Consider the following 14922-nt stretch of genomic DNA (forward strand, 5'->3'; position numbering starts at 1 on the left):
CCAAGCGCCGTGGAATGCCATGCTCTACACTTTCTGGGTTATCACGCCAACCCCAAGGAAATGAACATGAGCATCATTAAAAGCTACGCCGCCAAAGAAGCGGGCGCCGATCTGTCGCTGTGGGAGTACGATGCCGGCGAGCTGCAGCCGGAAGATGTCGAAGTTGAGGTGGAATACTGCGGGATCTGCCATTCGGACCTGTCGATGATCGACAACGAATGGGGGATGTCGAGCTACCCGCTGGTGGCCGGTCACGAGGTGATTGGCCGGGTGGCGGCGCTGGGCAGCGCGGCGCAGGATAAAGGGCTGAAGATTGGCCAGAAGGTCGGCATCGGCTGGACGGCGCGCAGCTGCGGCCATTGCGACGCCTGCATCAGCGGCAACCAGATCAACTGTCTGGAAGGCTCGGTGCCGACCATTCTCAACCGCGGCGGCTTCGCCAATAAGCTGCGCGCCGACTGGCAGTGGGTGATCCCCCTGCCGGAGAGCATCGATCTGGCGTCCGCCGGCCCGATGCTGTGCGGCGGCATCACCGTCTTTAAACCGCTGCTGACCCACCACGTCACCGCCACCAGCCGCGTCGGGGTGATCGGCATCGGCGGCCTCGGCCATATCGCCATTAAGCTGCTGCGGGCGATGGGCGCGGAAGTGACCGCCTTCAGCTCCAACCCGGCGAAAGAGCAGGAAGTGCGGGCGATGGGCGCCGATCGCGTGGTCAACAGCCGCGATCCTGAAGCCTTAAAAGCGCTGGCCGGCCAGTTCGACCTGATTATCAACACCGTCGCCGTCGACCTCGACTGGCAGCCGTACTTTGAAGCGCTGGCGTACGGCGGCAACTTCCACACCGTCGGCGCGGTAATGAAGCCGTTCCCGGTGCCGGCCTTTACCCTGATCGGCGGCGACCGCAGCATCTCCGGCTCGGCGACCGGTAACCCGTCCGAACTGCGCACGCTGATGAAGTTTGCCGGCCGCAGCAAAGTGGCCCCAACCACCGAGCTGTTCCCGATGTCGCAGATTAACGAAGCGCTGAAGCACGTTCGCGAAGGCAAAGCCCGGTACCGCGCGGTACTGAAAGCCGACTTCTAATGGTTCTCTCCCGCCGGGCGGCCCGCTCGCCCGGCGTTTTTCCCGTCGCTTCATCAAACCGTCATCTCCCCGCCATGCCTCTGTAGTCATTGCTTACCACAATCCGGGCTTCGATAAATGGCTGAACGAGATGCGCGTCACCATGAGAAAGACCTGGCTTCCCTGGCTGATCCTGTCGCCTTCCTTGCTGTTTTTACTGCTGTTTACCTGGTTCCCGCTGGGGCGTTCGGTGTATGACAGCCTGTTTGATACCCGCATGGCCAGCGACGGCGCGCAGTATGTCGGGCTGGATAACTTTGCCCGCCTGTTTGCCGATAACGTCTTCTGGCAGTCGCTGGGCAATAACCTGCTCTATATCCTGCTGACGGTAGTGCCCGGGGTGACCCTCGCCCTGCTGCTGGCGGTCGCCCTGAGCGAGAACCATCGCGTCAACCGCTGGCTGCGCACCGCCTTTTTCTTCCCGATGATTATCCCGATGGTCAGCGCCGCCGCGCTGTGGCTGTTTATCTTTATGCCCGGCCTCGGCCTGCTCGACCACTATCTGGCAAAGCTGTTCGGGCCGATGAACAACAACTGGCTGGGGCGCAGCAACAGCGCGCTGCTGGCCCTGGCGCTGATCGGCGTGTGGAAGTTCGCCGGCTACTACATGCTGTTTTTCCTCGCCGGGCTGCAGAGCATTCCGGCCTCGACGCGGGAAGCGGCGCTGATGGAGGGGGCTACCCGCACGCAGGTCTTTTTTAAGGTCACGCTACCGCTGCTGCGCCCGACCCTGAGCTTTGTGATCACCACCGCGCTGATCTACTCCATCACCCAGATCGACCACGTGGCGGTGATGACCCGCGGCGGGCCGGACAACGCCACCACCGTGCTGCTCTATTACATCCAGAATCTCGCCTGGGATACCCACGACCTCGGTAAAGCCTCCGCCGCCACTTTCCTGACCCTGGCCGGGCTGTTCGCCTTCTCGCTGATTAACCTGAAACTGCTGGAGAAAGGAGCCCACTATGAGCGCTGAAATCTCGCCGCTGCTGGTCCGCACGCCCGCCGCCGCCCGTCCGCTGTGGCTGCGCCTGCGCCGCTCGTCGCCCTTTACGCTCACAGTATTAATGTGCTGCCTGGCGCTGCTGTGGGTCAGCCCGTTTATCTGGATGCTGGCGACCTCGTTCAGCGCCACCACCTTCGGCGACGATATGGCGTGGCTGCTGCCGCGCCTGCCGCTGACCCTCGATAACTTCCGCGACGCCTGGAACAGCGCCGACTGGCTGAGCCTGTACGCCAACACCATTATCTTCACCTTTGGCACCTTCTTCGTGCAGCTGTTGACCATCACCACCGCCGGCTACGTCTTCGCCTGCCACGAGTTTCGCGGCAAGCAGACGCTGTTTCTCCTGTTCCTGGTGCAGCTGATGATCATGCCGGTGGTGATGATGGTGCCGAACATGCTGACCCTGAAAACCTTCGGCCTGCTCAACACCCTCACCGGGGTGATGATGCCCTATTTCACCTCGGCGTTCGGCGTGTTCCTGATGCGTCAGGCGTTCCTCGCCATCCCGAAAGAGCTGGAGGAGGCGGCGCTGATGGAGGGCTGCCGCTGGTGGCAGGTGCTGTTCCGCGTGCTGCTGCCGATGTCCTGGCCGTCGGTGCTGGCCTTCGCCACCGTCAGCATTACCTACCACTGGAACGAGTACCTGTGGCCGCTGATGATGCTCAACGATCCCGATAAGCAGGTGCTGACCGTCGGGCTGGTCTCCTTCGCCATGGGCGCTGAATCCGGCGGCCAGTGGGGCACCATCGGCGCCGGGACGCTGATGGTCTGCCTGCCGCTGATGCTGGCGTTCATCCTTTTTCAGAAACAGTTCCTGCGGAGCTTCGGCTTCTCCGGGATCAAATAAGGAGTGATTCATGCTGTTAGCGCACATTTCCGATACCCATTTCCGCAGCCGCGGCGAGAAGCTGTACGGCTTTATCGACGTCAATGCCGCCAACGCCGACGTGGTCTCCCAGCTTAACGCGCTGCGCGAGCGCCCGGATGCGGTGGTGGTGAGCGGGGATATCGTCAACTGCGGCCGCCCGGAGGAGTATCAGGTGGCCCGCCAGATCCTCGGCAGCCTGAACTATCCGCTGTATCTGATCCCCGGCAACCACGACGACAAAGCCCATTTTCTCGAGCATCTTCACCCGCTGTGCCCGCAGCTGGGCAACGATCCGCAAAATATGCGCTATGCGGTGGATGACTTCGCCACCCGCCTGCTGTTTATCGACTCCAGTCATGCCGGCACGTCAAAAGGCTGGCTGACCGACGAGACCATCGGCTGGCTGGAAGCCCAGCTGTTTGAGGGCGGCGACAAACCGGCGACCATCTTTATGCACCACCCGCCGCTGCCGCTGGGCAATGCGCAGATGGACCCGATCGCCTGCGAAAACGGCCACCGTCTGCTGGCGCTGGTGGAGCGTTTCCCGTCGCTGACGCGCATCTTCTGCGGCCATAACCACAGCCTGACCATGACCCAGTATCGCCAGGCGCTGATCTCCACCATTCCCGGCACCGTTCATCAGGTGCCGTACTGCCACGAAGACACCCGGCCCTATTACGACCTCTCTCCGGCCTCGTGCCTGATGCACCGTCAGGTCGGTGAGCAGTGGGTGAGCTACCAGCACTCGCTGGCCCACTACGCCGGGCCGTGGCTGTACGACGAAAACATCAGTTGCCCAACGGAAGAGCGCTAACCGCTATGCTCAGTCTGCAAAACATCAGTAAACGTTTCGACGGCAAACCGGCGCTCAGCGCCCTGTCGCTGGATATTCACGAAGGCGAATTCGTGGTGCTGGTCGGCCCGTCGGGCTGCGGAAAAAGCACCCTGCTACGCCTGCTCGCCGGGCTGGAACCGGTCAGCGAAGGCCAAATCTGGCTGCATAATGAGAACATCACCGCCGCCACGCCGCGCGAGCGCAACTTCGCGATGATCTTCCAGAACTATGCCCTGTTTCCGCATCTGTCGGTGCGCGACAACATCACCTTCGGCATGAAGGTGCGCAAGGAAGAGAAAAGCAGCTGGCAGCCGCGGGTGGACAAAGTGGCGCAGATGCTGCAGCTGGAGGCGCTGCTCGATCGCAAACCGGCGAAACTCTCCGGCGGCCAGCGCCAGCGGGTGGCGATGGCCCGGGCGATCGTGCGCAATCCGCGGCTGTTCCTGATGGACGAGCCGCTCTCCAACCTCGACGCCCGCCTGCGCAGCGAAGTGCGCGACAGCATTATGGCCCTCCACCAGCAGCTGAAAACCAGCACCATCTATGTGACCCACGATCAGACCGAGGCGATGTCGATGGCCGACCGCATCGTGGTGATGAACGGCGGCCACGTGCAGCAGGTCGGGCGCCCGGAGTATCTCTACGCCAACCCGGCCAACCTGTTCGTCGCCGGGTTTATCGGTTCGCCGGCGATGAACCTGCTGTCGCTGCCCTGCGCCAACGGTGAAGTAGTGTTGGGAGAACAGCGCCATCCGCTGCCGCCGCGCCACCGGGATCAGACCCGCGTCTGGCTGGGCATTCGCCCGGAACATATTACCGACCGCGTGGAGGAGGGCCATCTGCGCCTGCCGGCCACCGTTCTGCAACGAGAACTGATGGGGGCCGACTACCTGCTCCACGTCAGCACCCCGATCGGCACCCTGCGCTTTAGCCGCCGCCACCGCGGCACGGTGCCGGAGAAAGGCGAGTCGCTACCGATCGGCTTTTCGCCTGCCGATGTGCATCTTTTTCATGCTGAGACCCAGCATAATTTAGCGCCGGTACATCAGGCGTAATTGTTGCAGTCAGTTTGGACGCGGACAGCGCGGAAGAACCGGAGCGTACACGTAGTACGTGAGGATTCTGAGCACTGCCCAGGGCCAAACTGGCAAATAAAATAGCCTGTGGACAGGTGCTTACTGATGGAGTTAAATCATGTTTAAACCTCTTACGGTAGTCGCGGTTAGCCTCAGTCTTGCCCTGAGCGGCGCGGCGCTGGCGAAAGAGAAAATAGACTTCATGTTCCCGGCGCCGGTGGACGGCAAGCTGACCATGGAGATGACCCGCGTCATTAAGCAATTCAACGACTCGCAGCAGGATGTGGAAGTGCGCGGCATCTTCACCGGCAACTACGACACCACCAAGATCAAAGCCGAATCGGCGCAGAAGGCCGGCCAGCCGCCGGCGCTGGTGATCATGTCCGCCAACTTCACCACCGATCTGGCGCTGAAGGATGAGATCCTGCCGATGGATGATCTGTTTAAATATGGCGATCAAAAGGCCGGCGATTTTCTGCAAAAGGAATTCTGGCCCGCGATGCATAAGAACGCCCAGGTGATGGGCACCACTTATGCGATCCCGTTCCATAACTCGACGCCGATCCTCTACTACAACAAGACGATGTTCGATCGGGCCGGGATCAAACAGCCGCCGCAGACCTGGGCCGAGCTGCTGGCCGATGCCAAAAAGCTGACCGACGAGAGCAACGGCCAGTGGGGGATCATGCTGCCGTCGACCAACGACGACTACGGCGGCTGGATCTTCTCGGCGCTGGTGCGCGCCAACGGCGGGAAATACTTTAACGAAGACTATCCGGGCGAAGTCTATTACAACTCGCCGACCGCCATCGGCGCCCTGCGCTTCTGGCAGGATCTGATCTACAAGGACAAGGTGATGCCGTCCGGGGTGCTGAACTCGAAGCAGATCAGCGCTGCGTTCTTCTCCGGCAAGCTCGGGATGGCGATGCTCAGCACCGGCGCGCTGGGCTTTATGCGCGAGAACAGCAAAGACTTTGAGCTTGGGGTGGCGATGCTGCCGGCCAAAGAGCAGCGCGCGGTGCCGATCGGCGGCGCCAGCCTGGTGAGCTTTAAAGGCATCAACGAGGCGCAGAAGAAAGCGGCGTATCAGTTCCTGATCTATCTGGTGAGCCCCGACGTGAACGGCGCGTGGAGCCGTTTTACCGGCTACTTCTCGCCGCGCAAGGCGTCATACGATACGCCGGAGATGAAGGCCTATCTGCAGCAGGATCCGCGGGCGGCGATCGCGCTTGAGCAGCTGAAGTACGCCCATCCGTGGTACTCCACCTGGGAGACCGTGGCGGTGCGTAAGGCGATGGAGAACCAGCTGGCGGCGGTGGTTAACGATGCCAAAGTGACGCCGGAAGCGGCGGTTCAGGCGGCGCAGAAGGAAGCCGACGCGCTGATGAAACCTTATGTGGATAAAACCGCGCTGGCGGAAGTGAAGTGACGCTTTACCCGTCATCGCCACCCTCACCCTGCCCCTCTCCCTGAGGGAAAGGGGACAGTCCGGCGCCGGGGTTAAGATCCAGTCAGGCGGTTTGCAAGCGGGAACAGGGATTGAGAAAGGAAAAAAAGCAGGCCATACCCGGTATGGCCTGAAAATGTCACAACGATTAGATCCCTGCCGTTTCGCGGATATATTTGCGCGCTTTTACGGCGTATTCGAAAGGATTGGCCAGGGCAGGATCCTGCTCTGCTTCCACCACCATCCAGCCTTTATAGCCAAAGTCGTCCAGCAGCTTGAACACCGGACGGAAATCGATCACCCCGTCGCCCGGGACGGTGAAGGTGCCTTTTTTCACGCCGTCGAGGAACGACAGGCCGTCGCGGCGCACCTGGTCGATCACCGGCGGACGGACGTCCTTCAGGTGGACGTGGTTGATGCGCGGCAGATACTTTTTGAGGATCGCCAGCATCGGCGCTTCGCCGCCTTCAGAGTACCAGGCGTGGCCGGTGTCGAACAGCAGGAAGACGCGCTCGTCCACCAGCGACATAAACTTGTCGATTTCCGCAGTGGTCTGGATGCCGGTGCCCATGTGGTGGTGCAGACAGACCTGCATCCCCTTCTCCGCCGCCAGGCGACCAAGGGTGTTGTAGCCTTCCGCCACCCGCTGCCACTCTTCGTCGCTGAAGCACGGCTTCGCATCGCCGAGGATCGGTTTATCCAGCCCCTGGATGCTGCCGCTCTGCTCGGAGCAGCCAATGACCTTCGCGCCCATCGCATGGAGGAAGTTCATGTGATTGACGAATTCATCAATGGTTTTTTCCCGCTGGCCGTTAGCGAAAAAGGTGCTGAACCAGGCGTTGCAGATCTGAATGCCGCGGATGTCCAGCATCGGCTTGAGAACCGCCGGATCGCGCGGATATTTGCTGCCGACTTCGCTGCCGGTAAAGCCGGCCAGCGCCATTTCGCTGACGATCTGCTGGAAAGTATTTTCGCTGCCGAGCTCCGGCATATCATCGTTAGTCCAGCCGATCGGGGCGATAGCCAGTTTGACGTTATCTTTGTTCATAGTAGGGCTCCTGCCGCTGCGCCTTAGCGGCGCAGCAATTCACGTTCAATGAGTTCACGGGTTTCCACTGCCTGGTATTTCATTTTTTCCGGGTAGCCAAACAGCGAGGTGGCGACAATAGGCTCCCCGCCGACCTTGAAGGTCTGCTCGGCGAATTTCATTTCGCGCAGGGTGCGGAACAGCGCGTCGAAATCCACATCCCCTTCCCCGACGCCTACGTGCTGGTGCACCACGGCATCCACGCCCGGCGGGTTAACGATATAGCGGCAATGTTTCGTATGATTGCGGGTATCGGCAATCAGGACATGGGAGAGATCGCTCCCGGCATAGCGCAGCATGCTCGCCACGTCGCCGACGCCTTTGTCGTAGAAAAAGGTGTGCGGCACGCTGTAGACGTACTTCACGTTATCGCTGCGGAACGACTTCACGATATCGACGGTTTCATTGTTCTCTTCGCAGAAATCCCAGGGATGCGCCTGGATCTCCACGCGGATGCCTTCCCGCTCAAAAATCGGCAACAGCTCTTCCATCGAGCGATAGAACATTTCATCGCAGATCTCAGGCTGATTCGGATCGCCGGAGAACTCGGTGTTGATCACCTGAACGCCCATCTCCACCGCAATTTCCACCAGCCGTTTCCAGTTTTTCACCGCCGCCTGGCGGCGCAGTTCGTCCGGGCCGGACCAGCGGTAGACGCAGATAAACGACGACAGCTCAAGGCCGGTATCGCGCAGCGCCTGCTTGTACTCGGCCATGATCTCCCGGCTGGCGCGCGGGTGCTTGTAGAACGGGTTAATCTGCGGGTGCGGCGACTGTTCAATGTACTTGTAGCCCCACTCCGCTACCTGATGGACCATGCGGGTGATCCCGAGGTCCTTAATCACATCCACATCAAAGGCAATTTTCATCGTCGTTACCTGTGCAAAGAAGTTCCGTCGGCAAAGCGTGCTTAACGTTTGTAGAATGCCGGGCACTCAGGCAGCGTCACCTCAACCGGCTCGCTGGTTCCCTGCGCTTTAATGCAGGCGTCCGCCGCTACCGACGCCGCGTAGCCGTCCCAGGCCGACGGGCCGTGCAGCTGACCGGCTTTGACGTCGTTGATAAAGGCCTGCAGCTCGACGTCGTAGGCTTTGATAAAGCGGTCTTTCCAGTCGGTCAGAATGGCGGTCGACAGGCTGGCGGACTTGCGCATCTGGACGGCAGACGGCTCCGGCAGACGGGCAATCCCGGTCTCGCCGACCACTTCGCACTGGATGTCATACCCGTACTGGCAGTTCACGAACACCTCGACGTCGATCAGGGTGCCTTTTTTGGTTTCAAAGGAGACGATCTGCGGATCTTTCAGGCGCGCATGGGTGTGCGAGGTGGAGCGCGGGAAGCGCACCTGCACGGAACGGTAGTCATCGTTCAGCAGCCAGCGCAGCACGTCCAGCTCGTGGATCAGGGTGTTGGTGATCGCCATATCGGTGGTGTAGTTCTCGCCAACCGACTGGTTGCGGTGGGCGCAGCGCAGCATCAGCGGCGCGCCGATATCGCCATCGTCGATCACTTTTTTCAGCGCCAGATAGCCTTCGTCGTATGGGCGCATAAAGCCAACCTGCACCAGGCGACGGCCGGCCTTCATTTCAGCATCGACGATACGGCGGCAGCCTTCCGCAGACATCGCCAGCGGTTTTTCGCAGAACACCGGCTTACCGGCGGCGATGGCGGCCAGGGTGTACTCTTCGTGGGTCGGGTCCCAGGAGGTGACCAGGATGGCATCGACATCGCTGGCGTTAATCACGTCGTGGCCGTCGGCGTAGACTTCCGCCTGCACGCCCGGCAGCGCGACCGCCGCACGGGCGTTGTCGGCATTGATATCAGACACCGCCACAACGGTGGCGCCCTGCAGAACCTGGGTGCAGCGACGGATGTGTTCTTTACCGATAGCGCCAGCGCCGATGACACCTAATTTGAGCGACATAATGGTTTTCTCCGTAAGTCTGTAGGATTCAGGGTGGATGTTCGTTTTAGTAATCACGCGCCTGGGCGCGCTTTTCATTAATCATTTGCGCAACTTTGCGGATCCGCTCTGAGAGCGCCGTCTGGGCGACCCCGACGTTCCACCAGCTGCCGTATTTGTGCACCATGGTCTTCGGCAGTACTTTAATATCAATCAGGGTGCTGACCGTTTCGCGACGGGCGGCGTCCAGCGCGTGGCGCAGTTCGTCCAGGGTGGTGACGCGCCAGGTTTTGCAGCCGTAGCCGGCGGCGATGGTGGCGAAGTCCACCGGCACCAGACCGCCCTGCAGCTGGCCGGTTTCCGGCTGGCGGTAGCGGAACTCGGTGCCGAAGCTGTCCATCCCGTGCTCCATCTGCAGGTTGTTGATGCAGCCGTTGGCCATGTTGTCGAACAGTACGACGTTGATCTTCGCCCGCTCCTGCAGGGAGGTGACCAGCTCAGAGTGGAGCATCATGAACGAGCCATCGCCGACCAGGGAGTAGACTTCGCTCTGCGGCTGCGCCAGCTTCACCCCCAGCGCCGCGTTGACTTCGTATCCCATGCAGGAGTAGCCGTACTCCACGTGATAGGTGTTTTCCGCGCGGTTGCGCCAGACGCGCTGCAGATCGCCGGGCAGGCTGCCCGCCGCCGCGACGATCACCGCCTCGGCCGGCAGCGTTTCATTCAGTACCCCGAGGACGCTGCTCTGGGTCAGGGTGGAGTCGGTGATCTGGCGGAACTCGCGATATACCGATTCGCGATCGAGATGATCGTCGATCTCCGGCACAAAGGATTTCTCCTGCCACACCGCCTGGTACACGCGCTGGGTCTCTTTTAACTGACGGCTCTGCACGCTCTCGATCTGCGCGCCCCAGCCGGCCTGCCAGCCGCTGTCCGCCAGCGCCGCGTCGAGGGCGGTCATCGCCTCCCGGGCGTCCGCCAGCATGGCAATGCCGTCCAGCTTCCAGGCGTCGAAGTTGCTGACGTTAATATTCAGGAAACGCACCTCCGGGTGCTGGAAAATCCATTTCGAGGCGGTGGTAAAATCGCTGAAACGGGTGCCGACGCCGATCACCAGGTCGGCCTCTTTCGCCAGCAGGTTCGCCGCCAGACAGCCCGTCTCGCCGACGCCGCCGACGTTCAGGGGGTGAGAAGAGACCACCGTCCCCTTCCCGGCCTGGGTTTCGGCAAAAGGCACTCCGTAGCGCTCGGCGAAACGGGACAGCGCTTCGCCCGCGCCGGAGTATTTCACCCCGCCGCCGCAGACGATCAGCGGTTTACGGCTGGCTTTGATGGCCGCCACGGCGTCCGCCAGCTGCGCGGCGCTGGCCGGGCGGCGATCGAGACGGTGTACGCGACGCGCAAAGAAGGATTCCGGGTAGTCCCAGGCTTCGCCCTGCACATCCTGCGGCAGGCACAGCGTCACTGCGCCGGTTTCCGCCGGGTCGGTCAGGACGCGCATGGCGTTGATGCAGGCGCTCATCAGCTGTTCCGGGCGGGTAATGCGGTCCCAGTATTTGCTGACCGCACGGAAGGCGTCATTGGTGCTGATGCTGAGATCGTAGCTCTGTTCAATCTGCTGGAGCACCGGGTCCGGCTGGCGGGTGGCGAAGACATCGCCCGGCAGCAGCAGCAGCGGAATGCGGTTGGCGCTGGCGGTGCCGGCGGCGGTGATCATGTTGGCCGCCCCCGGGCCGATGGAGGAGGTGCAGGCGATAATCTGCCGGCGCAGGGCCTGGCGGGCAAAACCGGTGGCCGCGTGGGCCATCCCCTGCTCGTTGCGCCCCTGATAGACGCGCATGTCGCCGCTATCCTGCTCCAGCGCCTGCCCCAGTCCCAGGACGTTGCCATGGCCGAAAATCGCAAAAATGCCTTTCACGAACTTCAGCTCTTCGCCATCCACTTCCAGGTACTGGTTATCGAGGAACTTCACCAGCGCCTGCGCCGTTGTCAGTCTCAGTTTGCCCATGTTGCACAATCCTTATTGTTCAGTATTTGTGTGTGGCGTCGCGCCGATGCCGCCGGGGCCGTCGTTCACGTCACTGGAATACCTGTGGATTATAGGCAAACATTTTTTTCATTAAATACAAATACAGAAGAAATATTTCATTTTGCGAGAAGGATCAAACTCTCTACCCATTTCATACGTTTCACTTACATTCCTGACACGTTTTCGGGCCCTTTTTGGCGGCGCCAGACGGCAATATCCACTTAAAAATCATAGGTAAATGGCTATCGTTTGGCGTTTCATTTTTCTCCGGGTCGACAGAGGGGGCGATCCGCGCTAACGCGAGGCTCAGTGCGGCAGAGTGGTAGATCCCTCACACTTTTGGTTTTTTAATTTCGAACGAGTTTGCAAATGAAATATTTATTTCTCAAACTAAGGGTAACCAATAACCCTCAGGCTGTTCACGGAGTCGACGTCGGGATCCCGACCCTTCCAGGCAGCAGACACCAAAAAGGAAATCCTAGCTATGAATGCAGCAGTAAAGCGGCTCGACGTCATCTGTATAGGTCGGGTGGCCGTCGACCTCTATGCCCAGCAGATCGGTTCGCGGCTAGAAGACGTTGCCAGTTTCTCGAAATATCTGGGCGGCTCCTCCGGCAACGTGGCCTTTGGCACCGCGATTCAGGGGCTGAAATCGGCCATGCTGGCGCGCGTTGGCGATGAACACAACGGCCGTTTCCTGCGTGAAACGCTCAACCGCGCCGGGGTGGATACCGAGTATCTGATTACCGACAAATCCCGCCTGACCGCGCTGGTGATGCTGGGGATCAAGGATCAGGAGACCTTCCCTCTGATTTTCTACCGCGATAACTGCGCCGATATGGCCTTAACGCCTGACGACATCAGCGAGGAGTATATTGCCTCCTCCCGGGCGCTGGCGGTGACCGGCACCCACCTGTCGCACGCCAACACCCGCGCCGCGGTGCTGAAGGCGCTGGAGTACGCTCGCCGTCACGGCCTGCGTACCGCGCTGGATATCGATTACCGTCCGGTGCTGTGGGGGCTCACCTCGCTCGGCGATGGCGAAACCCGTTTCATTGAGTCCGGGCCGGTCACCAGCCAGCTGCAGGAAGTGCTGCATCTGTTCGATTTGGTGGTGGGAACCGAAGAAGAGTTTCATATTGCCGGGGGCAGCACCGATACCCTGACCGCGTTGAAAAATGTGCGCCATGCCACCAAAGCCACCCTCGTCTGCAAGTGCGGACCGATGGGCTGCGTGGTGCTGGAAGGCGACATCCCGGACAGCTGGGACCAGGTGCCGCTGCAGCAGGGCGTGCGCGTGGAGGTGCTCAACGTGCTGGGCGCCGGGGATGCCTTTATGTCGGGCCTGCTGCGCGGCTGGCTTAACGACGAGGGCTGGGAGCAGGCTTGCCGTTACGCCAACGCCTGCGGGGCGCTGGTGGTCTCCCGCCACGGCTGCGCGCCGGCGATGCCGACCAAAGTCGAACTCGATGACTACCTGCAGCACGCCGAATCGGTGCCGCGCCCGGACGTCGACGAGCGCCTCAACCATCTGCACCGGGTGACCAGCCGCCGCCAGCAGTGGCCGGAGCTGTGCATTTTCGCCTTCGACCATCGCAAACAGCTGGCCGACCTGGCGCGGGAGACCGGTCGCGATGAAGCCTGCATTCCGCAGCTCAAGCTGCTGTTGTTGGCCGCGGCCGAAGCGGCGGCGCAGGAGGCGGGTCTTGACCAGCGCAGCGGCATTCTGGCCGACGGCACCTACGGCCAGCGTGCGCTGAACGCCATTACCGGCAAGGGCTGGTGGATCGGGCGACCTATCGAACTGCCCAGCTCGCGCCCGCTGCGTCTGGAGCATGGCAACATCGGCTCGCAGCTGATCGACTGGCCGCTGGAGCATGTCGTCAAATGTCTGGTCTTCTATCACCCGGACGACCCGGCGGCGCTGCGTGAAGAGCAGGACGCTCTGCTGCTCGAGGTGTGGCAGGCCTGTAACAAATCAGGCCACGAGCTGCTGCTGGAGGTGATCCTCCCGGAAAATGGCCCGGACAAAGACGAGCGCCATTACCACACCATGCTGGAGCACTTCTATCAGCTGGGGATCAAGCCGGACTGGTGGAAGCTGCCGCCGCTCTCCAGCGCCAGCTGGCAGCAGATCACTGCCCTTATCGAGCGCGAAGATCCGTGGAGCCGCGGGATCCTGATCCTCGGTCTCGATGCGCCTTCCGACAAACTGCGCGCCGGTTTCGCCGAAGCGGCCGCACACCCGATGATCAAAGGTTTCGCCGTCGGGCGCACCATCTTTGGCCAGCCGTCGCGGCGCTGGATGCAGGGCGAGCTCAGCGATGAGGCGCTGATAGAGGAAGTGAAACGCAACTACCTGACGCTTATTGGCTACTGGCGCGAAGCCCGCCGCTGATCCCCCAACGCCCGTCTCCGTCCCCTTGCGGAGCGGGCGTTTTTCTGTTTCTTCGTGAAATGAATCGCGTATTTCGTCGCAATAAATGAAAAATTCGCTTCATTTGGTACACTGGAAGCCATATTCCTTCCATTTTCTCAGAGCGCACTCTATGGCCAATAACCCAACACAGCTGACCATCCTGCAGGATGAAATCAGGCGTCGCTACGATACGTTAAGCAAACGTCTGAAACAGGTCGCCCGCTATATCCTTGATAACAGCAATAGCGTGGCTTTCGATACCGTGGCCTCCATTGCGCAACAGGCGGACGTTCCCCCTTCCACGTTGATTCGTTTTGCCAACGCCTTCGGCTTCAGCGGCTTTAACGAAATGAAACAGATGTTCAAGCAGCATTTGATGGAAGAGACCGCCAACTATACCGAGCGCGCCCGTCTGTTCCGCCAGACCACCAGCGATGAGTCCAGCCCGCCGGAAACGCCGACGGAAATCCTCAATATGTTCACAATGGTGAACAACCAGGCGCTGCAGCAGCTGGCGATGCAGACCTCCAGCGATGAGCTGGAGCGCGCGGTGGCCCTGCTGGGCGAGGCGGAAAATATCTACGTCATTGGCCTGCGCCGGTCGTTCAGCGTCGCTTCCTATCTGACTTATGCGCTGCGCCACCTCGATCGCAAAGCCTTTCTGATCGACGGCCTCGGCGGCATGTTCACCGAACAGCTGAGTCTGGTCGGCCCGAAAGACGTGGTGGTGGCGGTGAGCTTCTCGCCGTACGCCCGGGAAGTGGTCGAGCTGGTGGAGCTGGGCGCGCAGCGCAAAGCGCGGCAGATCGCCATTACCGACAGCCAGGTCAGCCCGCTGGCGGCCTTCAGCGATGTCTGCTTTGTGGTGCGGGAAGCGCAGGTGGATGGCTTCCGTTCGCAGGTTGCTTCCCTGTGCCTGGCCCAGACGCTGGCGGTTTCGCTGGCGCTGAACAGCAGTCAGGAGTCCGAGGCCAAGCAGAAGGCGTGAGATAGGCCGCCTGGCGTCGGTTGCGCGGCGGCGCGGGATAAGCCTGCGGGGGGATGCCGTAGGCCGGATAAGCGTAGCGCCATCCGGCACAAGACGGGTATGGCGCCAGAGGTGTCCTGCCCGGCGGCGCTGCGCTTGC

Annotated in this window: 12 protein-coding genes; 8 read left to right on the plus strand and 4 right to left on the minus strand. The window is 61.1% G+C overall.

Going from position 1 to position 14922, the window contains the following annotated elements; all coding sequences use genetic code 11:
- The first annotated feature begins 66 nt into the window (after nucleotides 1–66).
- The 6 genes from ahr to ACOI6Z_RS26200 all read left to right on the plus strand — a co-directional run bounded on the left by ahr (nucleotide 67) and on the right by ACOI6Z_RS26200 (nucleotide 6339).
- A complete protein-coding gene (gene ahr / locus ACOI6Z_RS26175) occupies nucleotides 67–1086 on the plus strand; it encodes an NADPH-dependent aldehyde reductase Ahr (protein WP_032454679.1) in 1020 nt (339 codons plus the stop codon).
- 130 nt (nucleotides 1087–1216) lie between these two features.
- Entirely contained in the window at nucleotides 1217–2101 is an 885-nt protein-coding gene (locus ACOI6Z_RS26180; RefSeq protein WP_004146807.1) for a carbohydrate ABC transporter permease, read from the plus strand.
- A complete protein-coding gene (locus ACOI6Z_RS26185; protein WP_065812808.1) occupies nucleotides 2091–2978 on the plus strand; it encodes a carbohydrate ABC transporter permease in 888 nt (295 codons plus the stop codon). Before ACOI6Z_RS26180 ends, ACOI6Z_RS26185 begins: the two co-directional genes overlap by 11 nt.
- Before the next feature lie 10 nt (nucleotides 2979–2988).
- Nucleotides 2989–3813, plus strand: a complete 825-nt coding sequence (locus tag ACOI6Z_RS26190; RefSeq protein ID WP_004178398.1) for a phosphodiesterase — start codon at nucleotides 2989–2991, stop codon at nucleotides 3811–3813.
- Between the two features lie 5 nt (nucleotides 3814–3818).
- Nucleotides 3819–4889, plus strand: a complete 1071-nt coding sequence (locus ACOI6Z_RS26195; protein WP_065812807.1) for an ABC transporter ATP-binding protein — start codon at nucleotides 3819–3821, stop codon at nucleotides 4887–4889.
- A 139-nt stretch (nucleotides 4890–5028) separates the two neighbouring features.
- Nucleotides 5029–6339, plus strand: a complete 1311-nt coding sequence (locus ACOI6Z_RS26200; protein WP_065812806.1) for an ABC transporter substrate-binding protein — start codon at nucleotides 5029–5031, stop codon at nucleotides 6337–6339.
- Nucleotides 6340–6505: 166 nt separating this feature from the next.
- On the opposite strand, the gene iolE is transcribed toward ACOI6Z_RS26200, so the two are convergent.
- Genes iolE through iolD form a run of 4 tightly spaced genes read right to left on the minus strand, consistent with a single transcriptional unit; the run spans nucleotide 6506 to nucleotide 11355 of the window.
- Entirely contained in the window at nucleotides 6506–7405 is a 900-nt protein-coding gene (gene iolE, locus ACOI6Z_RS26205; RefSeq protein WP_002886970.1) for a myo-inosose-2 dehydratase, read from the minus strand.
- A gap of 23 nt (nucleotides 7406–7428) precedes the next feature.
- A complete protein-coding gene (locus tag ACOI6Z_RS26210; protein WP_004152193.1) occupies nucleotides 7429–8313 on the minus strand; it encodes a sugar phosphate isomerase/epimerase family protein in 885 nt (294 codons plus the stop codon).
- A 41-nt stretch (nucleotides 8314–8354) separates the two neighbouring features.
- Complete coding sequence (locus tag ACOI6Z_RS26215) at nucleotides 8355–9368, minus strand: Gfo/Idh/MocA family protein (RefSeq protein ID WP_004152192.1); 1014 nt, start codon at nucleotides 9366–9368, stop codon at nucleotides 8355–8357.
- 46 nt (nucleotides 9369–9414) lie between these two features.
- Nucleotides 9415–11355, minus strand: a complete 1941-nt coding sequence (iolD, locus tag ACOI6Z_RS26220; protein WP_023291779.1) for a 3D-(3,5/4)-trihydroxycyclohexane-1,2-dione acylhydrolase (decyclizing) — start codon at nucleotides 11353–11355, stop codon at nucleotides 9415–9417.
- Nucleotides 11356–11860: 505 nt separating this feature from the next.
- Between iolD and ACOI6Z_RS26225 the strand changes: the two genes are divergently transcribed.
- Together ACOI6Z_RS26225 and ACOI6Z_RS26230 are read left to right on the plus strand one after the other, a co-directional pair.
- Complete coding sequence (locus ACOI6Z_RS26225) at nucleotides 11861–13774, plus strand: bifunctional 5-dehydro-2-deoxygluconokinase/5-dehydro-2-deoxyphosphogluconate aldolase (RefSeq protein ID WP_420687548.1); 1914 nt, start codon at nucleotides 11861–11863, stop codon at nucleotides 13772–13774.
- 151 nt (nucleotides 13775–13925) lie between these two features.
- Nucleotides 13926–14783, plus strand: a complete 858-nt coding sequence (locus ACOI6Z_RS26230) for a MurR/RpiR family transcriptional regulator (RefSeq protein WP_004206536.1) — start codon at nucleotides 13926–13928, stop codon at nucleotides 14781–14783.
- Nucleotides 14784–14922 lie beyond the last annotated feature (139 nt).

Origin of the sequence: Klebsiella sp. C239 (assembly GCF_048822715.1) — a bacterium.
Taxonomy (GTDB): Bacteria; Pseudomonadota; Gammaproteobacteria; order Enterobacterales; family Enterobacteriaceae; genus Klebsiella; species Klebsiella quasipneumoniae.